This window comes from Parasphingomonas caseinilytica (assembly GCF_036663755.1).
Taxonomy (GTDB): domain Bacteria; phylum Pseudomonadota; class Alphaproteobacteria; order Sphingomonadales; family Sphingomonadaceae; genus Sphingomonas.
Genome location: NZ_JAXOJL010000011.1, coordinates 19,432 through 44,391, shown reverse-complemented (window position 1 = coordinate 44,391; position 24,960 = coordinate 19,432). Strand labels below are relative to the sequence as shown.

Sequence of the window (24,960 nt, the reverse complement as noted above, 5' to 3'; positions counted from 1 at the left end):
ATTCTCGACGATGGAGGGAAGCATTTTCGTGGCAACGCGTACGGTCTCCCGCCTTGCACAGCCCCAGCCAGCCGATGGACTGCACCTTGCGCGTGACGGTGGGGTCGAAGTGCTTGTTGTCGGCTACGGCCCGGTTGGCGCGGTGTTAGCCAATATGCTAGCGCGCTACGGCGTGCGCACGCTCGTCATCGACCGGTTCGCGGGCATCTTCGCGCAACCGCGCGCGATCTCGCTCGACAACGACGCGCTGCGCATCCTGCAGAATATCGGCCTGTCCGAGGCCGATTTCGAGACGATGGCGATCCCGTATGTGCGGCTCCAGTCGCCACTGTGCGGACTGTTCGGGCGGATGAACACGCTGGGGCCGCTCAACGGGCATCCAAAGCTCGTGACGTTTCACCAGCCAGGCCTGGAGCGGGCGTTGCGCGATCGGCTGGCGGATGCCGAAACCGTCGCTGTCGCCGATGGCGTCGAACTGGTCTCGCTCGAACAGCATGCGACCGGTGTCGTCGCGCGGGTGCGATCGACGGCGGGCGAAGAGGTCGTCTGTGCGCGCTATGTGGTGGCGGCCGACGGCGCGAACTCGATCGTCCGGAAGGCGATGGGGCTGGATTTCGAAGGGCGTAGTTTCGAGCAGGACTGGCTGATCGTCGATGCAACCGGGTCCGCCGCGCCGATCGACCACGTCGAATTCCTGTGCGATCCGCGACGGCCGACCCCGCACATGATGGCGCCCGGCGGACGGGAGCGCTGGGAGTTCATGCTGCGACCGGGCGAGTCCGCGACGGATGCGCTGGACGACGCGAACGTCGCCAAGCTGCTCGCGCCCTGGTCGGCGCTGCAAGACCTGACGATCGAGCGCAAGGCTGTCTATCGGTTCGCGGCTCGCACGGCGGCGCGGTTCAGCAAGGATCGCGTCTTCCTCGTCGGCGATGCCGCGCACATCACGCCGCCCTTCGCCGGGCAGGGGCTGGTCGCGGGGCTGCGCGATGTAGCCAATCTAGCGTGGAAGCTGTCCTGGGTCATCCAGGGCAAGGCATCGCCATCCATCCTCGAAAGCTATGACGAGGAGCGACGCCCCCATGCCAAGGCGATGATCGCGTTCGCGCTGTTCACCGGGCGGTTGGTGATGCCGACCAACCGTGCGGCCGCGCTGCTGATCCACGGCGCGATGCGGCTGGGCCGCATGCTGCCGTCTGTCCGCCGCTACTTCGACGAATCCGGCATAAAGCCGATCAACCGGTTCCGCCGCGGCCTGTTCGCGCGAGGCGTCGCGGCCAATCGCCGGCTCGCCGGGGACCTGCTGCCCCAAAGTTGGCTTCGCGATGACGCGGGAACCGTGCGGCTCAGCGATGATGTCCTAGGTGTGGGCTTCCGGCTAATCGGCGGCGGGGTCGATCCGCAGGCATTTCTCAGCGCCAATTCGGCGAACGCGCTGGCCAAGATCGGTGGAAGATCGTTCCAGATCCGCTTTCGCGGTCAGCGCTTGCCGAGCGTGCCGACGACCGAACGTTGGGAGGACATCGAGGGCGCGCTGATCCCGGGATCGATCCCGCTCGGTTGGGTCGTCCTTGTCCGCCCTGACCGGATGATCGTTCAGGCCGGCCTCGCAGAGCATGTCGACGATATGATCCGCGAGGCGGTCGTTCTGCTCGGCTGTTCAACGACCGAACCGACCGTTCAACTCCGAAACCCCAGCCGCGCCGCGATCGCATGACCATCACCCTGACCACTGCCGAGCCGGCGCGCCATCCATCCCCCACCGTCAAGGCGAGGGCGCTCTCCTACCTCATCTTTGACAGGGCCGATCTCGATCTGACAAGTAAGTTCCTTGTCGATTTCGGCCTTCATGTCGCCGACCGAAGGCCCGATGCGCTCTTCATGCGGGGGTCGGCGGCGGCGCCTTTCTGTTATGTCGCGGTGCAGGCGAAGCGGTCGGCATTTCGAGGCCTTGGGCTTGCGGTCAAATCGCGCGCCGATCTCGAAGCGCTTACCGCGATCGGCGGCGCGTCGGGCATCGAACCCATTGCCTGGCCGGGTGGCGGCGAGATGGTCCGGCTGATCGACCCTTCAGGGTTCGAGGTGCACGCGGTGTTCGGGGCCGCGCCCGCGCTGCCCATCGCCCACCGGGCGCCGACGGTATTCAACCAGGCGGAGGAACGCCCGCGCGTCGACGCGACCCAGCGGTTCCCGCTGGTGCCGCCCCAGGTCCTGCGGCTGGGGCACCTCGTCCTGGAACTCGCCGCATTCCAGGCGACGGCGGGCTGGTACACCCGGCATTTCGGATTCATTCCCTCGGACGTCCAGTTGCTCGACGACGGATCGCCCGCGGTCGCGTTCATGCGGCTCGATCTGGGCGACGAGCCCGCCGATCATCACACCCTCGCGCTCGCGCAGGGGATCGCCGCGACCTACAGCCACAGCGCCTATGAGGTCGTCGACGCGGACGCGATCGGGGTCGGCCAGCGGATGCTGCGCGAAAGCGGCTGGCGCCATGCCTGGGGCATCGGACGGCACGTGCTGGGAAGCCAGCTGTTCGATTATTGGTACGACCCGTTCGGCGACAAGCACGAACATTACACCGATGGCGACGTCTTCACTGCCGCCAAGCCGACCGGCTATCACGCGCTATCGCGCGACGGCATGGCGCAATGGGGCGAGAAGATGCCCAAGAGCTTCGTCAAGCCCAAGATCACCGGCAAGCTGGTCGTGTCCGCGATCCGTAACCTGGTCGGCAACACCGATGTGACGGTCGCCAAGCTCCGTCAGCTTGCTGGCCTGCTCAAATAGTCGTGAACTTAGTGGCCGATATCGTCTGCCTCGCACCCGCTCATGTGAGTGAGCTCTGGAGCGGGAGCGTGATCTGCCAGGGGCTTCGCCGCGGTAAGCCATCTCTCGCCAATGTCATTCAAGCATCGATGATTACATCGGTCCCCGCCGGACACATGAGACCCGCATGAACCGCCGACTGTCATTTCTGGGACCTCTCCTGTCGCTCGCAGGATGCGGTGGACATGAAGCACCGGCGGAGCCGCCCCGACTGGTCGAGACGATGCAGGTGGCATCGCCTGGAGGCGGCACCGTCGCGTTCTACCCTGGCCAGGTCGTCTCGCGTTACGAGGGTCGACTGGGATTCCGAGTGGCTGGAACGCTCGTCGCCAAGCTAGTCGATGTCGGCGCGACGGTGATGGCCGGCCAGCCGCTGGCGCGGCTTGATCCCGCCGATGCTCGGTTGAACGTGGACAGCGCCGCGGCGCAGACCTCGGCTGCCGCGAGCAATGCCAATCAGCAGGCGGTCGATCTGGCACGCGCGCGCGCTGCTGGCCGAAGGGTTCATCTCGCAGGCCGAATTCGATCGCCAGCGCGTCGGCGTCGATCAGGCGCATGCGCAGCTCCGCTCGTCGCGGGCGCAGCAGGCGGGGGCCCGCCACCAACTCGACTATACCATATTACGCGCCGAGCGCGGTGGCGTCGTCACCGCGTTCGAGGGCGATGTCGGCCAGGTCGTGCCGGCGGGGCAGCCCGTCGTCATCGTCGCCGATACCACCGCGCCTGAAGCGGCGATTAGCGTTCCCGAGGGCGATGTCGCCGGGTTCCGTCACGCCGTGCTTCGCGTCCGTATTTGGTCGCAGGTCGGGCCTGGTTATGTTGGTCATATCCGCACATTGTCGCCCGCGGCGAACCAGCAGACGCGGACCTTCGACGCCCGCGTCGCGTTCGATCCCGGACGCAGCGGCGCGCCGATCGGGTCGACGGCGGAGGTCGCCTCGACCAGTGCGATCGCGGCATCGGCGCTGCGCGTGCCGGTGGGGGCGCTGACCGAACGCGATGGCCGACCTGCGGTCTGGATCGTGTCGGGCGCTCCGGCGCGCGTGACGCCGCGCCCGGTCGCCATCGTCCAGGTCCAGCAGAACGCCGTCCTGCTCTCGGGCGATCTTCGGCCCGGCGAGCGTATCGTCACTGCTGGCGTGCATCTGCTCCATCCCGGTGATGTGGTGCGGGTAGCGCCGGTCGCGGGCGATCCCCGGTGAAGGGTCCCAATCTATCGGCATGGGCGCTGGCCCATGCCGGTATCATGCGCTTCGTTATCGTGCTCTCGGCCGTTGCCGGGCTATATTGCTACCTGTCGCTGGGTCGGCAGGAGGATCCGGACTATACCGTCAAGAACATGCTGGTATCCGCGGCGTGGCCGGGGGCGAGCGCGCGCGAGATCACCGACCAGGTCGCTCAGCCGATCGAGCGCGCGATCCAGAGCCTGCCCGAGGTCGATTATATCCGAACCAACGCCCAGCCGGGGCAGGTCATCATCAACGTCAAGCTGCGCGACACGGTGCCGCCATCGTCAGTCGCGACCACCTGGACCAAGGTTCGCCAGAAGGTAACGGATCAGCGAAGCGCGCTGCCCGACGGCGTACAGGGCCCGCAGTTCAACGATGACTTCGGCGACACATACGGCAATGTGTATGCGCTGACCGGGGACGGCTTCAACCTACCGCAGCTCAAGGAATATTCGGACACGCTTCGCGACAAGCTGCTCCAGCTGCCCGACGTGGCTCGCGTGGAATATGAAGGCGCTCCCGAAGAGCGTATCTATATCGAATATAGTTCGGCCAAACTGGCCGGCATGGGCGTCGATCCGCGCGGCATCGTCGAGACGCTGCAAAATACTAACGCGGTCACCTCCGCAGGCGTTATCGACGCCGGGTCCGAACGCGTCCGTATAGCTGTGACCGGCGCCTTTGATTCGGTCGAAGCGATCCGCAACATCGGGATTGCGGCCGGCGGGCGCATCGTTCGCCTGGGCGACGCCGCCACGGTCACGCGTGCTATGGCCGATCCCCCCAGTTTTCTGATGCGGTTCGACGGGCGGGACGCGGTCGGTCTGCTGGTCAGCCTGCGCAAGGGCGGCAACAGCGATCGGCTAGGCACGCAGATCGACGCGCGGATCACCGAGTATCAGCATCAGGTGCCGCTCGGCGTCTTGATCCACACAGTCGCCAACCAGCCGCGCGTCGTGAAGGCGGCGATCGGCGAATTCACCCGGTCGCTCGCCGAGGCGGTGGCGATCGTGCTCGCGGTCAGCTTCCTCGCGCTGGGCTGGCGGTCGGGTATCGTCGTGGCGCTGTGCATCCCGATCGTGCTCGCGCTCACCTTCGGAGCGATGTTCATGCTCGATATCCCGCTGCACCGGGTCTCACTAGGCGCGCTGATCATCGCGCTCGGTTTGCTGGTCGACGATGCGATCATCGTCGTCGAACAGATTGAGACGCATCTTCAATCGGGATGGGATCGCGCCAGGGCCGTCACGTCGGCCTATCTCATCACAGCGCGGCCGATGCTGATCGGAACGCTCATCACCGCCATCGGCTTCATGCCGATCGCGCTCGCCAAGTCGAGTTCGGGCGAATACGCCAAGGCGATCTTCGAGGTCGTCGCGATCTCGCTTGGCTTCTCGTGGCTGGTCGCGGTGTTCGTCACGCCGTTCATCGCCAACCGCCTGCTGCCCGACGGCAAGGCCAAGGCGGCTGCCACTGATGGCGAAAACGCGGGCGAGGCGAGCGGGGAGGCGGTCTACGATGGCCCCTTCTATCGCCGCTTCCGCGGCTGGGTTGGCTGGGCCCTCGATCACCGCTGGCTGGTAATCGGGGTTACGGCCGCGATGTTCATCCTGTCGATCGGGCTGTTCGCGGTCGGCGTACCCAAGCAGTTCTTCCCGACCTCCGATCGCCCCGAACTGGTCGTCGATCTGCGGCTCAGTCAGAATGCGAGCTGGTCAGCGACATCGGCGTCCGCGCACCGGATGGAAACCGCGCTGCGCAACGATCCCGATATCGTCTCCATCACGTCCTATGTCGGGGGCGGCACCCCACGTTTCTACCTCTCGATGGATGTGCAGACGCCCAGTCTGTCACTTGCGCAGCTGGTGGTCTTCACCAAGGGCGGTGAGGCGCGGACGCGGGTCCACGACCGGATCCAGCATCTGCTCGATACGCGATTCTCCGAGGTGCGTGGTCGGATCAGCACGCTGGAACTCGGCCCTGCGGTCGGCCAGCCGCTCAAGATCCGCGTGTCGGGCGAGGACTTCGCGACGATCGCGCCCATCGCCGACCGGATCGAGGCGCTTATGCGGTCCGATCCTCGCGTCCGCGGCGCGAACAAGGACTATGGCGAGCGACTGAAGACCGTCCGCGCCGAGCTGGATCAGGACAAGGCACGGGCGCTGGGCGTGACGACGCTGGCGGTCGAGCAGAGCCTGGCCGGCGCGATCGAAGGAACGCCGATCACTCGCTTTCGCGATGGCGATCGCTCGATCCAGGTTGTCGCCCGGCTCCAGCCCGGTGAGCGTAATAGCCTCGATAGGCTGGGTGATGCGCAGATTCCGACGGCGTCGGGCCGCTCCGTTCCGCTGGCTGATGTGGCCCGTCTCGTGCCCGCGTTCGAGTCGGCAGAACTCAACCGGCGGTCGGGCCGACCTACGATCACGGTCCAGGCCGATGTCGTCGGTGGCCAGCCCGCAGATCTGGTCGCGCACTGGAAGCGTCAGCTGGACGCGTTGCGCAAACAGCTGCCCGCCAACGCCTCGATCACGGTCGGTGGCGTGGTCGAGGAAAGCGCGATCTCGTCCAACTCTGTCTGTGCGCAGATTCCGGCGGCGTTCCTGCTGATCATCGCCTTGCTCGTCATCCAGCTTCGCGGGACCAAGAAGATGCTACTCGTGCTGCTCACTGGGCCGCTCGCGCTGATCGGGGTCGCGATGATGCTTGCGATCTTCCGAATTCCCTTCGGTTTCGTTGCAATGCTGGGCGCGCTTGCGCTGTTCGGGCTGGTGATCCGCAACGCGGTCATCCTCGTGTCGCAGATCGAGCTGCTCGAAGCGGAGGGCACGTCCTCCTTTGAGGCGGTGATCGAGGCGGCGGTGCATCGTTTCCGTCCAATCATGCTGACCGCGCTTGCCGCGATCCTCGCGATGATCCCGCTCACCCGCTCGATCTTCTGGGGTCCGATGGCCTGGGCGATCATGGGCGGGCTGCTGATCGCGACGCAGCTGACCCTGTTCTTCCTGCCCGCGGTCTATGCCGCCGGCTATCGCCTCAGACGCCATGCCGATCAACCGGAGGCCGCCCGTGCCTGACTCTCGCCACGCAGCCCTCGCGCTGATCGTTTCCGCGCTGGTGTCGGGGCCGGCGTCCGCGCAGAGCCTTGGCGCGGCCTATCGCGCTGCACTGACGCGCGACCCCGAATGGCTTAGCGCGCGTGAGGATGCAGCGGCGTCGGGCGAGGGCGATGCGCAGGCCCGCGCGCTGTTCCTGCCCAAGGTCGCCGCGATCGGCGGCGGCGGATACAGCCAGACGAAGGTTGACGTAACCCTGCCGCCGCCGGTCCAGAACATTGATAGGCTAAGCCGCTCGGGCGGCGCGGTCTATGGCCTCGTGACCGCGCAACAGCCGCTGTTGAACGGCCAAGCCTCGGCACAGGCGCGGCAGCTGCGCGCTGGCGTCAAGGCGGGCGCTGCGCAACTGGAGGGCACCCGGCAACAGCTCATGCTACGGGTTGCGGAGGCTTATTTCAGCGTGCTGGCCGCGCGCGAAGAGCGCGATTCGTTCGCGGCGCAGGAAGCGTCGGCGCGGCGCGAACAGCGCGCCGCGCAGGCACGCTTCGACGTCGGGCGCGCGAAGATCACCGACGTCCGCGAGGCGCAGGCGCGGGGCGACGGCGCGGCTGCCCAGCGCATCGAGGCCGATGGCCGGGTTGATACCGCGACCGCGCGATACGCGGAATTGACTGGGCTCGACGGATCGTCTGTGGTGCCGCTGCGCCCCGACATCGTGCCGGTCCTGCCCGCCGGGTCGCTCACCGACTGGCAGCGGCGGGGCGAGACGGCATCGCCGGCGGTGACCGCCCGGGGTTATGCGGCCGACGCGGCGAGCGCGCATGTCGGCGAATATAGCTGGAAATCACGTGTGAGGGTCGACGCGATGGCTGGTGCCGCTAGCGTCCGGTTTCCCAGGATCGGCGAGAATCTCGCCTCGATCGATCGAATCGGAGGCTATTCCGTCGGTGTCCGGCTGCAGGTGCCGCTCTACACCGGCGGGGCACTTGAATCGCAGCGTCGGCAGGCAGCCGCGCAGGCGCGAAGCGCACGCGAGCAAGTCGACATGGCGCGGCGCGACGTACGCCTCAACGTGCAGCAAGCCTGGACCGTGCAATCGGGTAGCGTCGCCGGGATCGCCGCGCTGCGCACTGCGGTCGCATCGGCGCGGTTGCAGGAAAAGGCGGCGATTACCGGCCGTGAGGTCGGCGTGCGGACACAAAGCGATGTGTTGATGGCTCAGGCCCAGGTGATAGAGAGCGAGCGCCGGCTAGGGGACGCGCTGCGTGGCTATGAACGCAGCCGCCTTTCGCTCTACGCGGCGGCGGGCGAGCTGGACGAGCAGCGACTGAATGATATCGACCGCGATCTGGTGCGGCCCTAATATCTCGGGTCGCGACCTTGCGATTATCTATCTATCGCGGCCAAGTCACCACCGTGTAATTTCCCAAAGTGGCTCGCCAGATACAGCGAAATCGCTAACGCGCCCAACCCAGCCGCCCCGACATTAGACAACGAGCTCGCATTAAACTGCCCGATATGAAATAACAGCGCCCACCCGGCAGCAAGGTTAGCGAATGCCCATAAGACATTCGTTGTTGAACGGGACAGACCGATGCCGGGCGGTTTGGCAAATGGAGTTTGGAAAGGCCTTCCCGTCAATCCCGACACTAGATGAGGGATCGCATTCGCGAGAAATGCTCCTGCCAGAAACCAAAAAAAATAGGTAAAAATCAACATTGATGTTCTCCGTCACAACGGTGATACAGGTCGTAGTGCCTTTACAGCAGCAGGTAGGTTGAAAACCGGGCGGTCCGTATGCTGATGGATATTTTCTTTTAAATTGATTCTTTTTTGCCTTTCTAAAGCGGAAACGAGCTGAGCCATGCCTCATCGGGCTTTAGCTACACCAAGCAAGAAAATTAATACATTAGCGGCTTCAGCGTAGCTAGGTGTTTGATCCCATGGTTTGATGGTGTGATCCTTTCGTTGGAATGGAAGGAAGCCATAGGGAACAGGTACGTCATGGGAGCGCCACGACCACGCACGCTGTCAGAACAGCAATACAGCGATCGCAAGGTCCTTTCTTGGCGCTGAGCCGGGAGCTGGGGATTAACCCAAAGACAACGGCGAAGTGGCGCAAGCGGGTAACGGTCGAGGACCTGAAAACCGGGCCGCAGGCCCGCATTCCCCGATCTTGACCGATGCCGAGGAGGCAGCAGTGGTGGCATTCCGGAGTTACACATCCCTGCCACTGGATGACTGCCTCTATGCATTAAAACCGTCGATCCCTCGTTGGACCCGCTCAGCGCTGCACCGCTGCCTGCAGCTCCACGGCGTGTCCCGTCTGCTTGATGTCGAAGGCGATAAGCCCAGGCACCAGCGTTTCAGAGCTACCCCATCGGCTTCTTCCACGTCGATATCGCCGAGGTTCAAACTGCCGAAGGCAAGCTATATCTGTTCGTCGGCATCGACTGCACGAGTAAGCTTGCGGTCACCCAGCTCGTTGATAAGGCCGACAGGTGGACGGCGTGGAAGTTCCTCGAACAAGTGCTGAAGGCGGTGCCATACCGGATCCACACATCCTTGCCGACAACGGCATCCAGTTCGCCGAGTAACCGCGCACCAGTAAAACTGCCTGTCACGCCAGGTGCGTTTCGACATGTTCTCCGAGGCAAACGACATCAAGCACCGGCTCACCAAGCCGAATCACCCCTGGACCAGCGGTCAGGTCGAGCGGATGAACCGCATCATAAGAGAGGCGACCGTCAAGCGCTTCCATGATGAAAACCACGATCAGCTGCGATCGCATCTTGGCGACTTCATCGCGGCCCACAATTTCGCCCGTCTGCTCAAGACGCTCAGTGGCCTCACGCCTTACGAATATATCGCCAAGATCTGGTCGTCAGCTAGACAGGTTCATCACCGATCCCGATCCACCAGATGCCGGGACTAAAACCTAGTATCACGCACCCAGCCCTTCTCGGAGCGCTTTACGGTTTAGCTTGCCGACCACCGTCTTCGGAAGCTCGGCCGTGAAGACGATCCGATTGGGCTTTTTATAGGAGGCGATCTGCGCGGCGACGTGGTCCACCAACGCGGCGGCGTCGATCTCCTGCTCTGGCCGGACAACGACGAAGGCGACGATCGCCTCGACCCATTTGTCGTCGGGCGTACCTACGACCGCTGCCTCGGCCACCGCCGGATGGGACAGCAGCGCATCCTCCACCTCGCGCGGATAAACGTTGTAGCCGCCCGTTATGATCATGTCCGACGTACGATCGAGCAAGTGCAGATAGCCGTCCTGGTCGATCCGTCCGATGTCGCGCGTACGGACCCAGCCATCGGCGAAGGTCTCGGTCGAGAGGTCGCACGCGTTGAAATAGTCGATCGCAGACGACGCCATGCGGACAATGATTTCACCCGGTCCGTCCGCCGCATCATGACCGTTTTCGTCGAGCAACCGGATATCGACATCGACCGCGGGGCGCCCGCACGCGCCCAATCGCTCCGGCTCGTGATCCTCCGGGCGCAGCACGGCGATGCACAACGGCGCCTCGGTCTGTCCGTAATACTGCCAGAACCGATCCTGCCCCAGCCGGGCCATCGCGCGCGCGATCAACGGGCGCGGCATGGGCGATGCTCCATAGATGATGTGGCGCAGCGATGTGATTTCGGTGTGGTCGAGCGCGGGATGATCGAGCAGCATCTGCAGCATGGTCGGCACCAGGTTGATCGCGGTAACCCGGTGAGCTTGGATCTCAGCCAAATAGGCATCGGGTGCGAACCCCGGCAGCACGACGCTACACGCACCGCGCAGCCAGAAGGGCAGCACGAACGTGCCGCTGGCGTGGATCAACGATGCCGCGTGCAGCATCCGGTCGTCCGGCTGGATCGGGAACAGGTTAAGCAGCACGTTCCGGCAAATTGCCGCATAGGAAGCCTGAGTGTGCTGCGCTGCCTTGAGCACGCCGGTCGTTCCTGACGTAAATAGCGTCAGGACTACGTCGGCCTGGTCGATCGCGACCAGCGGCGGCACAGGATCCAGCATTACGGCCAGCGCGCCGATGTCCGGTCCCCCCGCCAGCGCCGCCCCCAGGCCGAGCGGTGAAAGACCCGGAACCGCCTCGATCAACTCGGCTGCGCGGCCGGCGTGACTGTCGCCGAACAGCAGGAATTCGCATTGGGTCTCCACAACCATGCGCTCATGTTCGTCAGGCGACAGGCGGGCGTTCAGCGGTACCTTGTTCAAACCCGCCTTGGAAACGGCGAAATCAATGGGGATGCTGTCGGCACCGTTTTCGAGCAGCACAGCCACCCGCGCGCCCTTATTCGTTCCCGAACGGATTAGCGCCTGGGCAAGGCGGTTCGCGCGATCGTTAACCTCGGCAAACGTGTAGGCTCGTTCGCCCACGATCATCGCGGTCCGCGCGGCATGCGCGCGGGCGCCACGTTCGATGAGGTCGCGATACGTTGGAGCGGCGGCGATCACTCGTCGCTCTCGAACACGCCGTGACGGCCTGCCCCTGCGGTGAAGCGGCGGGCGCCGGCTTTACCCTCCGCCTCTACGATCGGCACCCCAGACGCGCCCTCCCGTTTGAGCGCCTCGTCGAGCGGCAAGCTCCACTGTGCGAATGCCGATTGGCGATCGACCAGCATGCATTGCTGCGGAAAGGCCGCGATCTGCCGCGCGAGTTGTTCGGCCGCTTCGCGCGCGGTACCATCGGGGACGATCTGGTTCGCAAGCCCGAACGACAGCGCTTCCTGAGCACCGATCGCTCGCCCGGTCAGGATCATGTCGAGCGCGCGGGCCTGACCGATGATGCGCGGCAGCCGGACCGTCCCGCCATCTATCAGCGGCACCCCCCACCGCCGGCAGAAGACACCAAACGTTGCGCTGTCCTCAGCCACGCGAAGATCGGCGAGCAGAGCCAGTTCCAGCCCCCCAGCTACGGCATAGCCCGCGACCGCGGCGATCAGCGGCTTAGACAAGGCGATCCGGGTCGGCCCCATCGGCCCGGTCCCGCCGCCAGCGCGATCGAGCGCGAGCGATCGTTCGGGGTCCTCCACCGCCGACAGGTCCGCGCCGGCGCAGAAGATGCCGTGCTCACCCCAAAGAACCGCGACGCGCTGCTCTTCGTCCGCGTCGAACGCAAGCAGCGCGGCGCGCAGGCCGTCCGCCATCGCCCGGTCGACCGCATTGCGGTGCCGTGGCCGCGACATGATGATGGTTGTCACCGGCCCGTCGCGCTCGACCCGCACGCTCCGGCTGGAATCTGCCTGATCGGTCATATCTTCAGGCGGACCGGTGGGTCGCGCGGCGTACCACGTCGCCATAGCCGTGTGACAGCGAGTCGAACCCATCGTAGAAACCGCGGGATTTAAGCAGGCGATGCATCCGCGCGAGCCGGTAAGGCGGAACACCCGCTGCGACATGATGCTCGACATGATAATTCACGTGGTTTGGGGCGACCAGCAGGCGCTCCCACCAGGATACCATCGTGGTTGCGGTGTTCATACGCGGGTCCGAGTCGCCGCGATCGGGCACGACTCCGTGTTCCCCGATCTGCCGGAGGCGCGCGATCACAGGATAGGCGAAGATCTGCGCTGCCCACCACAGCCCGTACGCCCACCAGCCGCCCGCCAGCGCAAGCACGACGAACAAACCGATGTGGAAGGCGATCCACGCCCATTGATTGGTGATCGTGAAGCGCGCGAGCGACTGGACGAGATCGCGCCAGCCGGTGCGGCCGGTCACGTCGCGCAACAGCTTGCGGCGCAGCGCCTGAGCAGTGATCGGGTAGCTGGCGACGAAGCCGAGATCGGGATCGTTGGTTGTTCCGGCATGGCGATGATGAGCCAGATGGTAAGTGCGATACCCCGTGAGCGAAAGGTTGATCGGCGTTCCCGCTAGCCATTGCCCGACAATCTCGTTCGTGCGCCGGCTGGTGAAGAGCGCGTGGTGTGCGCAATCATGCACTAGGATGCCGAGCCCGAGCTGGCGCGCGGCGATGATCGGGATCGCCGCGAGGATCGTCAGCGGGTTGGGCCAGATGATCGTGACGGTGAAGGCACCGGCGATCATCCCCCAATTCACCGCAAACGCCCACCACGCTCGCAGATCCGATCGGCGCGTTAATGCGGCGAGTTCGTCCCTTGCAAGAAAATCGGTTACCTTCATGCTGGCGATCCTTCCGCGACGCTAGTAACACGATAGAGCAGCATGAGTCAAAATATGTTATATGACTGGCGCACACCGGTGACGCCAAAATCGCTGGCCCTGTGGTTCCTGTCGACCGCGGCGCCCGCGCCGCTGCGCGCCGGCACGCTGATCGACCGTGCCCACATTTTCGACATTGAACCCGCGGCAATGCGCGTCGCGCTGGGGCGGCTGGTGCGGGAAGGCCTCGCTGATCAGACCGAACGAGGAGTGTATTCGCTGGGGCCAAAAGCTGCGGCGTTACACATCAAGGCGCGCCAGTGGCCGCAGGTGGAGGATGGTGTGCGGCCTTGGAACGGGGCTTGGATCGTCGTGCTGACGCACCATTTGGGCCGCATCAACCGACCGCGACTGCAGGCGGGCAAGCGAGCGTTGCGGCTCACCGGCTTTGCCGAAGCGGATACCGGCGCATGGGTGCGGCCGGACAATCTGCGCCGCGATACGGTATCGCTGGCCGACGAACTTGCGGGGTTGGGGCTCGACAGGCAGGCGACAATACTCGCCGGATGCGTAACACAGCCCGCCGACGATGCGCGTTTCCGGGCATTGTGGTCACCCGACCTGATTGAGAACGGCTATTTATTCTGGATCGACGAACTGAAAGCCAGCCAAGCCAGGACCGCGGGGATGCCGATCCCCGAGGCGGCGCGCGAAACCTTCCTCCTCGGGCAATCAGTCATCCGCGTCATCAACTCGGACCCGCTGCTGCCTGACGAACTCGTCGATACAGACCTGCGCGGAACACTCGTGAACGCAATGGTCCGCTACAACGCCACGGCCCTGCACCACTGGAGCAACTTCGGATAAGGCTGCCGGTGCTCCGAGGTTATGTCGCGACGAGCATCTCCGTTCGCCTTGCCGAGCTGGGACCAGCGCCACCGCGAAAACCTGAGCGCAATAGCCGCCGATATCTTTGCAACGGAGGTGCGGACAGTCGCCGATCAATATGAGCGCAAGTCTGAAGTCGGCCTGTGATAGCCCGCGTGACCGTCTAACTGTGGGTTGAATGCCTTCGTACCCTATTTAAACTTATGTATTTCCCGGCATCTGGTGCATCGGATTGTCGATGAACCGGTCTGCCTCTGTACAGATCTTGGCGATTTATTCGGAGGGTGTGAGGCCGCTGAGCGTCTTGAGCCGGCGGGCAAAGTTAGCCGCTGAACAGGGTGGCGGTCTTGCCTGACTGTCTGGTTCGTCGGAAGCCGGGACGCATATCTTCAGGTGTTTGTCCGCGAGGGCGTCCCGGCGGCGGTACCGGGAGCAGTGTGGAACCGGCTAGCGAAGTATCCTGGGAACTAGGACCCCTGAGAGTCCCGATAAGGGACTTTATGCCGCGCTGCACAAAAACCTCGTCATATTCGTCAAATCGGCGCGTTATAATCTGCCCGGACGATTCGGGTGGCGTTATGATGAAGATCTTACTCGTTGCGTTGGCGGTCATTTTGGCTGTGGCGATTTTCTTCTTTATCGGGGCGGTTCAGCGAGAGCTGAATGAGCGCGCTAGAGCGACGCGGCGACGCAAGCGGGCGCAGGACTTGATCTATTTTGAAGAGGCGGGCGAGATCGAGTAGATTTCAGGCTCGCTACCGGTTCCTGACTGTTTCACGCACTGCGCGCCGCTTTGGGGGATTGATGCCTAGTAAATTTATGCTGACTCCAGCTACCCCATTTCGAAGATGGACCAAGGCCGATTGGTTGAGCCGAACCGTTTCGGCATTAGCAGCGATCACCTTGGCCTTTGCAAAGCAGATCCGAAATCTGGCGCCGTTAGCGTCTATGAATACGGACAGCTGGCACTGCCGCACCTTGGTCATAGACTCGTCCGCGACGTGCTGCGTATCAGGACCGTTGCACAGGAATCCGCCACCGATGAGCCCACAACTGCAAAGCCCGCTGGGATCACCGAGAAGGGTAGAAGTGCATTCTGCAAGGCGTTGCTTCCCGATTGAATTCCGCTGCCATTAGGGCGCTAATTCCATCAAAAAAGAATTAGAGCCGATATCTGACGCCGATCAGGGGTCTATATCCGCGCGGATTGAAACTATCGGTTAAACAATCCTGTTGATCATTTAGGACACGGACGACCCGCTGGTGTAGCCTTCGGCTTGGCCTTGACGACAATATTCCCGGCCAAAGCGGAGGCTATTTTTCGCCCGACACGATTTGCCGCTTTGCGCGCCGGATCATGCTCGATGTGCGCGTAAATCATCGTCGAACGCATATTGGCGTGACCAAGTATCGCGCCAGTGAGCGCCAGCGGCTCGCCTGTTCCTGTGGCAGTCGCCCCCATCGTATGTCTGAGAGTGTGAGGCGTCACCCCGGGTAAATCCGCCTTTTTTATGATCTTTGGCCAGATTGTTTTTGTACCTTGAAAGTAAGCATTTTCGGCGCGATCAGATGGGAAAACATAATCGCTGTCTTTCGATTGACCAATTCCTCTAAGAATCGCCGCCGCAGCGGAAGCGAGCGGCCGTATCGACTTGCCTGTTTTAGTATCTTCGAGAACCAGCAAACTGCGTTCGAGATCGACCTCACTCCACTTTAACGCGGCGATTTCGTCGCGCCGGCATCCGGTCAACACCCATAAGCGGGTGATGTTGAGCGCTTTAGGGTCGATTCCTTCCACCTCTAAATCGTCACAGGCTTTGCCGAGCTTTGAGACTTCATGCAGCGTCAGGAAACGATCACGGCGATTGTCAGTCTTCTGAACCACCGCCTTCTCGCACGGATTTTTTTCAACGATATCGCGCCGGCAGGCGAAGCTAAACACGGCCGACAGGTCTCTAAAAACCTTGCGCGCAGCGCCTTCTCCGCCCTTCACGACGATCCGCTTGCGATGTCCGACTTTAATGTCGCTTGCCGACTTCCCATTTGCGACGTCGCGGAAAAAGCGCTCGATTTCTCCTGTTCCAACTTCGCTGACCCGCTTGTGGCCTAGCAGAGGGACAACATGATGCCTCAGGCGCGCGACAGTGTATTGTTTGGTTAGCGCCTTCATCGGCATCCCCTGCCGCTTGCCGCGTTGGATGAAACACCCTTCTTGCTCATAAAGTTCGACAAGGGCATCAATCCGCATCTCTCGGCGCTTGGCCTGCCGTTCGCTGGCAGGGTCTTCGCCTACCGTTGCTGCGGCGAGCAGTTGTCGTGCCCTCTTGCGGGCGTCCTCGAGCGTTAGAGTGCCGAAGCGGCCGACCGTCATGAAGCGCTCTGGCGCTAAACGTCCTCCCCCTTGTGCCCTATATCGAACGATGAAGGTCTTGGTGCCTGTCGTCTCAATCCGAATGCCAAAGCCGGAAAGCCGACTATCCCAAAGTGCGTAGCGATTGGTGCGGACTGTTGCCGCATTAATGGCAGTCTTCGTCAGCTGAATCGTCGAAGTTTTACCCATCTCAACCTCGCTTTTGGTCCGCACCTGGTCCACACCGAAGTCGGAAATGGCCGGATATCTGTCGGCACCTTCTAGCGTAATACTGTCGTCTAAACCACTGAAATATATAGGACTATAGCGCACAATAGCGTACGATCGGATGTTAAGAAAAAGGGCTTTGGCAACTTTGCCAAGGTTGGGGTCGAGGGTTCGAATCCCTTCGCCCGCTCCAGTTTTTACAAGCAGTTTCAGTTGCTTAGCGACGTGACCCGAAAGGGCCGCGAAGCTGCGTTCGGCGTTGGTGTCCACTTGGTGTCCACCGTTTCGTGGCGTGGACACTGACAGATTGGCGAATTTTTTACCGGCGGTCCGACGGCTGGCTCTGAGGCAGCGGTTCTCGGATTGGCATGATCGATTGTGAGTCGCAGCGACCGCTTCGTCCGGACTCCTCGATCAGAGTGAGAGTTGGCCGGGAAGGCCCGTGATGGATCGAGGATTTGCGGGAGAGGCTCACAGCCGACCCATCGCGGAGACCCGCGATGTTCCCTGCGCGTAGCAGCTTCCGCACCGCCTCCTGGACGCCAGTGACCCAAAGGGCATGAACGGTCGGCAGCTTGCCGACGCGGCGAGGGTCGACCGACCTCGCCTGAAGGTGCTCTTCATCACCGGCTATGCCGAGAACGCGGTAATCGGCAACGGGCAGCTGGAGGCCGGGATGCATGTGCTGACCAAGCCGTTCGCCATGGACGCGCTGGCCAATCGCGTCCGCGAGTTGATCGCTGAACAGTGATCGGGAGGCTGATGGTGCATTTGAAGGTTCATCTCTGCCATTCAGCCAGGTTGGAGGCTTCTCCCGGGCTGATCCAGTTCGTCATGATCAACCCTCCATTACGGCGTTGATCGTCGAGCGGCCGCTTCCGATCTGTGATCAACACCCACGGCGGGCGTGGTGGTGGTTAGCGTCCAACGGACTCTGCAACCGCCTCCACCTCACCGCGATCGCCCAGCACCACGCCGGTGCGCTGATGCAGCCCCTGGGGACCGAGATCGAGGAGCCGGGTGGCGGCATCGGTGGCGAGACCGCCAGCCTGTTCGATGAGCAAGGCCATTGGATTGGCTTCGTACATCAGCCGCAGGCGCGCCGTGCCCGCCGGACGCGAATCGGCCGGATAGAGGAACACGCCGCCGCGTTTCAGGATGCGATGCACATCGGCCACCATCGATCCCGTCCAGCGCATCGTGTAATCGCGGCCGAGCGGCCCGGCGGTGCCGGCGATGCGATCGTCGATGTAGCGGGCGATGCCGGCGTCCCACTGGCGGCGGTTGGACATGTTGATCGCGAATTCGGGGGTGCCCTGCGGTATCCGCATCGGGCCATCGGTCATCCGCCATGACCCCACTTCTCGATCGAGGGTGAATTCGTACACGCCGGTGCCGACGGTCAGCACCAGCAAAGTCTGCGGGCCGTAGAGTGCGTAGCCCGCCGCGACCTGGGCGGTGCCGGGCTGGAGGAAATCCTGTTCCGTCACCTCGCGGCCGGCCGCTGCGACCGGGGCGGCCAGCACGGAAAAGATCGTGCCGACCGACAGGCACACGTCGATGTTGCTCGATCCGTCGATCGGATCGAACAGCAGCAGATATTCGCCCTTGGGATAGCGATTGGGGATGAGGTGGATGGTCTCCATTTCCTCCGACGCCATCGCCGCCAGATGGCCGCCCCATTCGTTGGCGTCCAGCAGCAGTTCGTTGGCGATCACGTCTAGCTTCTTCTGGACCTCGCCCTGCACATTCTCCTGGCCCAGGCTGCCCAGCACCTCGCCCAGGGCGCCCTTGGAGACCGCATGGCCGATGACCTTGCAGGCGCGGGCGACGGTTTCGATCAGCAGGCGCAGTTCGGGGGATAGCGCGTTTTCCCGCCGCTGTTGCTCGATCAGGAAGCGGGTCAGGGTCTTGGTCTGCGTCATGGGAGAGACTCCGAACCGCTCGATCCGCCGATCACCATCCGGCCGGCCAGCACGACCTTGCGGACGGGGGCATCGGGGTGGGCGATCCGGTCGAACAACATCGTCATGGCGGTACGCCCGATCTCTTCCACCGGTTGCTGGATGACGGAGAGTCCGCCGGAGACGAACTCCATCCAGTCTTCCCGGTCGAAACCGGTCAGTGCGATGTCGTGTGGAACCGACAGACCCAGGGCGCGGACGGCGCGCAGGACCGCCATCAGCATCACGCCGTTACTGGCGACCAGCGCTTGCGGGCGCACGGATCGGGAGAGCAGGGCCGCGACGCTCCGGGCCGCCGCGCCCGGCCCGTGCGGCACGGCGATCGCCTCTGCCTGAACGCCCAGACGCCGCGCGGCCTGTTCGAAGCCGAGGCGGCGTTCGATACCGGTGGTGCTTGCCGCGCCGAACAGCCCGGCGATGCGGGTGAAGCCGCAGCCGTGCAGATGATCGACAAGCTCGGCGGCCATGGTTTCGTTGTCGAGCACGACGCTGTCGTGTTCGATGCCCTTTGCGGTGCGGTCGATCAGCACCATCGGGAAATCGGACGTGGTGCGGGCGGCGCTTTCCAGCCCCTGCCGCGTGGGCGCCAGGATGATGCCCGTAACCCGTTCCTCCTGCATCAGTTGCAGATACATCGCCTCCTTCGCAGGATCTTCGTCGGTGTTGCACAGGATGACGCGCATCCCGCGCTCATAGGCGATATCCTCCACCACCCTGGAAACGGCGGTGAAGAACGGGTTGCGAATGTCGGCGACGATCAGGCCGATCGTGTTGGTATGGCGCGACCGCAGCCGTCGGGCGGCGAGGTTCGGACGATAGCCGACCGTGCGGACGGCCTCCAGGACGCGGTCGTGCATGGCGGGATCGACGGCGCGGCCGGATAGCACCCGCGACACCGTGGCCGCCGATACGTTCGCAACCCGCGCGACATCCTTGATTCCGACGCTCATGGGGAAACGTTTTCTCCTCTCCGCCCGGATCCTGCACCCTTGGCAAGCCGAATTGCCAGAGATTCAAGCCTTTGTGCAAGAGGGATTGACAAATTATCGGGAAAACGTTTTCTCACGACAGGGCGAAGACACAAGTCGCCGGATGAGAGGCATGAATTGATGCTCCAAGAAGTTTCGGCCGCAATCGCCTTCGAGGATATGGTGCGCATCGACGCCCACGCCACGGACAAGGCCGATGCGATCCGTCAGGTCGGCCGGTTGCTGGTCGATGCGGGATGCGTGGCACCCGGGTACGAAGACAGCATGCTGGCGCGCGAAGCCGTCGCCAATACCTATCTGGGCAGCGGCGTGGCGATACCTCACGGCATGGGCGAGGATCGTGGGCTGGTCCGGCGTGACGGAATCGCGGTGCTGCAATTCGTGGAGGGGATCGAATGGAATCCCGGCCAGATCACCCATTTGGTGGTCGGCATCGCCGCCAATTCGGACAGCCATATCACCATCCTGCGTCGCCTGACCCGGCTGATCCAGGACGAGGCGCGGCTGCAATCGCTGGCGACCACCAGAGATGCGCGCGTGATCGCCGAGGCACTGCACGGCGATGCACCACAAGCCGAAGCGCGCGAGGCGGCGCAGGATCTGGCCGAAACCGCCGAATGGACGGTGGATTATCCCGTCGGCCTGCATGCGCGCCCGGCCTCGGCCTGGGTCGCGGCGGCCAAGGCAAGCCCCGTCGCGCTGCGCGTGCGCCATGGAAACGACATGGCCGATCCGCGCAACCTGATCGCGCTGTTGCAACTGGGCTTGCGGGCCGGCGATCGCGTTACGCTGTCCGCGGCCGGCACGGATGCCGTGGCGGAAGTGAAGGCGTTCCACGACGTCGTCACGCGCCTCACCTCGCGCGAACAGGCGGATGCCGCCCGGGCCGCGGAAAAGATCGTCACGCCGGCGCAGGGCTGGATGCCCGCCGGCGATCCGCCGATGATCGCTGGCGTCTCGGCCAGTCCGGGTCTGGCGATTGGCACCGTCCACGTCCTCGCTGCGGCGGACCTGACCGTCGCCGATGTCGCGACCGATCTCGCCGCCGGCGGCGCGCTGCTCGACGATGCGCTGGTGCGCACGCGCGCGCGGATGACCGTGCTGATCGACGACACCAGCCGTCGCCTGGGTGTGGCCGAAGCCGCCATCTTCAAGGCGCAGGCCGCGCTGCTCGACGATACCGACCTGATCACCCTGACCTGCCAGATCATGGTGCAAGGGCATGGGGTGGCTTGGTCGTGGCACCAGGCAGTGGAGCGCATGGCGAACCAGCTTGCCGCGCTGGGCAATCCGGTGCTGGCCGCGCGCGCCGCGGATCTGCGGGATCTGGGGCGACGGGTGCTGGTGGAGATCGATCCGGGCATCGGCACGGGCACGCTGGACGACCTGCCGGACGCGCCATGCATCCTGGTGGCCAGCGACCTGTCGCCCTCCGACACCGCCACGCTGGATGTGCAGCGGGTGGTGGGTATCGCCACCGCGCTGGGCGGCCCGACCTCGCACAGCGCCATTCTCGCGCGCACGCTGGGCATCCCCTCGGTCGTTGCGGGTGGCGCGCAACTGCTGTCGCTGGCCGCTGGTGCGACCGCGATCGTGGACGGCGATGCCGGGCGGGTGTGGCTCAACCCCTCGGACGCGGACCTCGCCTCCGCCCGCGCCTGGATCGTCGAACGCGAGGCCGTGCGCGTCGCGCAGGAGGCGGAACGCGGCCGCCCGGCCATCACCACCGACGGCGTTCGGATCGCCATCGCCGCCAACATCAACCGCCCCGATCAGGCGCCCTTCGCCCTATCGCAGGGGGGCGAGGGCGTCGGGCTGATGCGCACCGAATTCCTGTTTCTCGAACAGGGCGACACGCCCGGCGAGGACGAGCAATTCGCCATCTACCGTGGCATGATCGACGCGCTGGAGGGCCGCCCGCTGATCGTCCGCGCCCTCGATATCGGTGGCGACAAGCAGGTGCCGCATCTCGATCTGCCCAAGGAGGAGAATCCCTTCCTGGGGGTGCGCGGCGCGCGCCTGTTGCTGCGCCGGCCCGACCTGCTCGATCCGCAACTGCGCGCTTTGTACCGTGCCGCCGCGCTGGGCGGCGACCTGTCGATCATGTTCCCGATGATCACCTCCGTGCCCGAACTCGTCACGCTGCGCGCGCGCTGCGAGGCGATCCGGGCGGAACTGGACGCGCCGCGCGTGCCGGTGGGCATCATGATCGAGGTGCCGGCGGCCGCCATCGTGGCGCACGCTTTGGCCACGCATGCCGATTTCTTCTCGATCGGCACCAACGACCTGACCCAATATGCGCTGGCGATCGACCGGCAGAACCCCGAACTGGCCAGCGAGGCGGACAGCCTGCACCCCGCCGTCCTGCGCCTGATCGCGATGACGGTGGAGGGCGCCAAAGCGCACGGCCGCTGGGTCGGCGTGTGCGGCGGGTTGGCCGGCGATCCGTTCGGCGCCGCGTTGCTGGTCGGGCTGGGCGTCACCGAACTGTCGATGACCCCGCGCGATATTCCGGCGGTGAAGGCGCGTCTACGCACCGCCGACATCGCCGCGCTCCAAGCGCTGGCAGCCACCGCGCTGGCGGCAGGAACGGCGGCCGAGGTGCGCGCGCTGAACCGGGAGATCCTCTAATGGTGCGCGTCGCCACGCTCACCTTCAACCCGGCGATCGACCAGACGATCGGAGTGGATCGCCTCGTCCGCGGCGAGGTCCACCGCGCCCGCGCCGTGCGGCAGGATCCGGGCGGCAAGGGCGTCAACGTCGCCAGTTGCCTTGCCGACTGGGGGGTGCCGGTCACGGCTTTCGGCGTGCTGGGCGCGGACAATGCCGCGCCGTTCGAGGCTTTGTGCGCCGCCAAGGCGATCACCGACCGCTTCGTCCGCCTGCCCGGTGCCACGCGGATCAACATTAAGATCGTAGACGATGGCGACACCACGGACATCAACATGGACGGTCTGTCGGTGCAGGAAGCGGACGAGGCCCGTGTCGTCGCCGCGGTGGAGGATTTCGCCGGGCCGGATACGCTGATCGTGCTGTCGGGCAGCCTGCCGCCGGGATGCGACACGCATGTCTATGCCCGGATGATCGCGCTTCTCCGCGCGCGATCGGCGCGCGTCCTGCTGGACGTCAGCGGCCCGCCGCTGACGCAGGCTCTAACGGCAACGGTACTGCCCGACATCATCAAGCCCAACCGCCGCGAACTGGCAGCCTGGGCGGGGGAATCGCTGGGCACGATCGAGGACGTGCGGCGCTGCGCCGAACGCCTGCACCGGCGCGGTATCGGCCTCGTCGTCGTGTCGATGGGCGAGGACGGCGCGCTGTTTCTGTCGGACGAGGGCGCTCTGTTCGCCCGTCTGCCGGCGGGCGATCTGGCCAGCACCGTCGGTGCCGGCGATGCGATGGTGGCGGGCATCGCCGCCGCGGTGATCGAGGGTGCCGGGCTGGAGCGGATCGCGCGCCTGGCCACCGCCTTCGCCGTCGCCAAGCTGGGCCGTCCCGGCCCGCATCTGCCGAACGTGACGACCGTCCACGCGCTGAGCGAGGCGGTGACGATTACCATGGCCGGGACAACCGGTCAGGCTGCGCTGGGAGAGGCCCGATGAAACCGATATTTGCGATCGTGGAGGCCGGCGAGACCGGCGTTTCGGCCGTGCTGGCCGGGGAGGCGCTGCGCCGCGCCGCGCAGGAGACGGGCCGGCAGATCAGGATCGAACTGCGCACGCAGCACGGCGTGATCAACCCGGTGGTGCCGGACGACGGCGACCTGTTGCTGTTCGTAGCGCCCGAAGGCCGTCACGACGCGGCCGTGGAATCGCGTCCGCACCGCCGCTTGACGCTGGAGGCGGTGCTCGCCGATCCGGATGCGGCGCTGGCCATGGCCGACGTGCCGGAGGTTACAGCCGCCCGGCACATCGTGGCGATCACCTCCTGCCCCACCGGCATCGCCCACACCTTCATGGCGGCCGAGGGTCTGCAGCAGGGTGCCAAGCAGTTGGGTTATGCCATCCAGGTCGAGACTCAAGGGTCGGTCGGCGCGGGCAACCCGCTGAGTGCGCAGGATATCGCCACCGCCGACATCGTCCTGATCGCCGCGGATCGCGAGGTGGACCGCAGCCGCTTCGCCGGCAAACGCGTGTTCGCCAGCAGCACTAAGCCCGCCATCACCGGGGGTGCGGCGCTTATCGAAAAGGCGCTGGCGGAAGCGACGGTGCAGGGCGGCCAGGCCGGTGGCGCGGACACCGCCGCGCCTGCAGCCGGCCGCGCTGGCCCGTACAAGCATCTGATGACCGGCGTATCGTTCATGCTGCCCTTCGTGGTGGCGGGCGGGCTGCTGATCGCGCTCGCGTTCGCGTTGGGCGGCATCCACGCCAATGAAGATGCGGCGGCGGGCACGCTGGCCCATGCCCTGTTCGAGATCGGGGCCAAGGGCGGGTTCGCGCTGATCGTGCCTGCACTGGCGGGCTATATCGCATTTTCCATCGCCGACCGGCCGGGCATCGCGCCGGGCATGATCGGCGGCATGCTCGCCGCGAATCTGGGCGCGGGCTTTCTGGGCGGTATCGTGTCGGGGTTCATCGCGGGCTATGGCGTGTATGCGCTGAACCGCTTCATCGTGCTGCCCAAGAACCTGACCGGGCTGAAACCCGTGCTGATCCTGCCGCTGCTAGGCACGCTGCTCACCGGCCTGCTGATGATCTATGCCGTCGGCGCGCCGGTCGCCGCGGCGCTGGCTTTCCTGACCGAATGGCTGCGCGCGATGCAGGGGTCGAGCGCGGTGGTGCTCGGCCTCATCCTGGGTTCGATGATGGCGTTCGACATGGGCGGGCCGGTGAACAAGGCCGCTTATGCCTTCTCCGTCGGGCTGATCGCCAGCCAGGTCTATACGCCGATGGCGGCGGTGATGGCGGCGGGCATGACGCCGCCGCTGGGCATCGCTCTTGCCACCCGCCTGTTCGCTAATCGCTTCACGCGCGACGAGCGCGAGGCCGGCAGCGCGGCGGCCGTGCTGGGGTTGGCGTTCGTATCGGAAGGGGCGATCCCCTTCGCAGCGCGCGATCCGTTCCGTGTGATCCCGTCGCTGATGGCCGGTTCGGCCGTCGCGGGCGCGATCTCCATGGCGTTCGGGGCGGAATTGCGCGTGCCGCATGGCGGCATCTTCGTGCTGCCCATCCCGGGCGCGGTCACGCACCTGGGCGGTTATTCGCTGGCCATCGTGGCCGGCACCCTGGTGAGCACCGCGCTGGTGGGGCTGCTCAAGCGCCCGGTGCCAGCGACCTGACCGATCCGCCCTT

At 64.8% G+C, this 24,960-nt stretch carries 17 protein-coding genes and 2 pseudogenes; 12 read left to right on the top strand and 7 right to left on the bottom strand.

Features of this window, described 5'->3' with window-relative positions:
• Positions 1-28: 28 nt before the first annotated feature.
• From U1738_RS18760 to U1738_RS18740, 5 genes are all read left to right on the top strand, one after another.
• The gene (locus tag U1738_RS18760; protein ID WP_332790560.1) at positions 29-1,717 is read left to right on the top strand and encodes a bifunctional 3-(3-hydroxy-phenyl)propionate/3-hydroxycinnamic acid hydroxylase; all 1,689 of its coding nucleotides are present in this window, start codon (positions 29-31) and stop codon (positions 1,715-1,717) included.
• The gene (locus tag U1738_RS18755) at positions 1,714-2,790 is read left to right on the top strand and encodes a VOC family protein (RefSeq protein ID WP_332790559.1); all 1,077 of its coding nucleotides are present in this window, start codon (positions 1,714-1,716) and stop codon (positions 2,788-2,790) included. Before U1738_RS18760 ends, U1738_RS18755 begins: the two co-directional genes overlap by 4 nt.
• Before the next feature lie 488 nt (positions 2,791-3,278).
• Entirely contained in the window at positions 3,279-4,031 is a 753-nt protein-coding gene (locus U1738_RS18750) for an efflux RND transporter periplasmic adaptor subunit (protein WP_332790558.1), read from the top strand.
• The gene (locus U1738_RS18745; protein WP_332790557.1) at positions 4,028-7,132 is read left to right on the top strand and encodes an efflux RND transporter permease subunit; all 3,105 of its coding nucleotides are present in this window, start codon (positions 4,028-4,030) and stop codon (positions 7,130-7,132) included. Before U1738_RS18750 ends, U1738_RS18745 begins: the two co-directional genes overlap by 4 nt.
• A complete protein-coding gene (locus tag U1738_RS18740) occupies positions 7,125-8,474 on the top strand; it encodes a TolC family outer membrane protein (RefSeq protein WP_332790556.1) in 1,350 nt (449 codons plus the stop codon). Before U1738_RS18745 ends, U1738_RS18740 begins: the two co-directional genes overlap by 8 nt.
• 23 nt (positions 8,475-8,497) lie before the next feature.
• Here U1738_RS18740 and U1738_RS18735 read toward each other — a convergent pair whose 3' ends face one another.
• On the bottom strand, positions 8,498-8,830 hold the full coding sequence (locus U1738_RS18735; RefSeq protein WP_332790555.1) for a hypothetical protein: 333 nt from the start codon (positions 8,828-8,830) through the stop codon (positions 8,498-8,500).
• 254 nt (positions 8,831-9,084) lie between these two features.
• Here U1738_RS18735 and U1738_RS18730 point away from each other — a divergent pair.
• Positions 9,085-10,045 (top strand): annotated as a pseudogene (locus U1738_RS18730) (integrase core domain-containing protein); the annotation flags it as partial.
• 10 nt (positions 10,046-10,055) lie between these two features.
• Here the strand turns inward: U1738_RS18730 and U1738_RS18725 are convergent.
• Genes U1738_RS18725 through U1738_RS18715 form a run of 3 tightly spaced genes read right to left on the bottom strand, consistent with a single transcriptional unit; the run spans position 10,056 to position 13,271 of the window.
• Positions 10,056-11,582, bottom strand: a complete 1,527-nt coding sequence (locus U1738_RS18725; protein WP_332790554.1) for a class I adenylate-forming enzyme family protein — start codon at positions 11,580-11,582, stop codon at positions 10,056-10,058.
• Entirely contained in the window at positions 11,579-12,382 is an 804-nt protein-coding gene (locus tag U1738_RS18720; RefSeq protein ID WP_332790553.1) for a crotonase/enoyl-CoA hydratase family protein, read from the bottom strand. The genes U1738_RS18725 and U1738_RS18720 overlap by 4 nt, the downstream gene beginning before the upstream one ends.
• Before the next feature lie 4 nt (positions 12,383-12,386).
• Complete coding sequence (locus U1738_RS18715) at positions 12,387-13,271, bottom strand: fatty acid desaturase family protein (RefSeq protein WP_332790552.1); 885 nt, start codon at positions 13,269-13,271, stop codon at positions 12,387-12,389.
• Positions 13,272-13,325: 54 nt separating this feature from the next.
• Here U1738_RS18715 and U1738_RS18710 point away from each other — a divergent pair, with 54 nt between their 5' ends.
• Positions 13,326-14,117, top strand: coding sequence for a hypothetical protein (locus U1738_RS18710; RefSeq protein WP_332790551.1), 792 nt, complete (start codon positions 13,326-13,328; stop codon positions 14,115-14,117).
• Positions 14,118-14,719: 602 nt separating this feature from the next.
• Positions 14,720-14,881: a hypothetical protein gene (locus U1738_RS18705; protein ID WP_332790550.1), complete on the top strand. Its 162-nt coding sequence runs from the start codon at positions 14,720-14,722 to the stop codon at positions 14,879-14,881.
• Between the two features lie 494 nt (positions 14,882-15,375).
• On the opposite strand, the gene U1738_RS18700 is transcribed toward U1738_RS18705, so the two are convergent.
• The gene (locus U1738_RS18700; RefSeq protein WP_332790549.1) at positions 15,376-16,986 is read right to left on the bottom strand and encodes a tyrosine-type recombinase/integrase; all 1,611 of its coding nucleotides are present in this window, start codon (positions 16,984-16,986) and stop codon (positions 15,376-15,378) included.
• A gap of 274 nt (positions 16,987-17,260) precedes the next feature.
• Here U1738_RS18700 and U1738_RS18695 point away from each other — a divergent pair.
• A pseudogene (locus tag U1738_RS18695) lies at positions 17,261-17,467 on the top strand (response regulator); the annotation flags it as partial.
• A 166-nt stretch (positions 17,468-17,633) separates the two neighbouring features.
• Here the strand turns inward: U1738_RS18695 and U1738_RS18690 are convergent.
• The gene (locus tag U1738_RS18690; protein WP_332790548.1) at positions 17,634-18,641 is read right to left on the bottom strand and encodes a class 1 fructose-bisphosphatase; all 1,008 of its coding nucleotides are present in this window, start codon (positions 18,639-18,641) and stop codon (positions 17,634-17,636) included.
• Positions 18,638-19,630 carry a LacI family DNA-binding transcriptional regulator gene (locus U1738_RS18685; protein ID WP_332790547.1) on the bottom strand — a complete coding sequence of 331 codons (993 nt, stop codon included), beginning with the start codon at positions 19,628-19,630 and terminating at the stop codon, positions 18,638-18,640. The genes U1738_RS18690 and U1738_RS18685 overlap by 4 nt, the downstream gene beginning before the upstream one ends.
• Positions 19,631-19,789: 159 nt before the next feature.
• Between U1738_RS18685 and ptsP the strand changes: the two genes are divergently transcribed.
• Genes ptsP through U1738_RS18670 form a run of 3 tightly spaced genes read left to right on the top strand, consistent with a single transcriptional unit; the run spans position 19,790 to position 24,947 of the window.
• The gene (gene ptsP, locus U1738_RS18680) at positions 19,790-22,300 is read left to right on the top strand and encodes a phosphoenolpyruvate--protein phosphotransferase (protein WP_332790546.1); all 2,511 of its coding nucleotides are present in this window, start codon (positions 19,790-19,792) and stop codon (positions 22,298-22,300) included.
• Positions 22,300-23,271 carry a 1-phosphofructokinase gene (gene pfkB / locus U1738_RS18675; RefSeq protein ID WP_332790545.1) on the top strand — a complete coding sequence of 324 codons (972 nt, stop codon included), beginning with the start codon at positions 22,300-22,302 and terminating at the stop codon, positions 23,269-23,271. The genes ptsP and pfkB overlap by 1 nt, the downstream gene beginning before the upstream one ends.
• Positions 23,268-24,947: a PTS fructose transporter subunit IIC gene (locus U1738_RS18670; protein WP_332790544.1), complete on the top strand. Its 1,680-nt coding sequence runs from the start codon at positions 23,268-23,270 to the stop codon at positions 24,945-24,947. Before pfkB ends, U1738_RS18670 begins: the two co-directional genes overlap by 4 nt.
• Positions 24,948-24,960 lie beyond the last annotated feature (13 nt).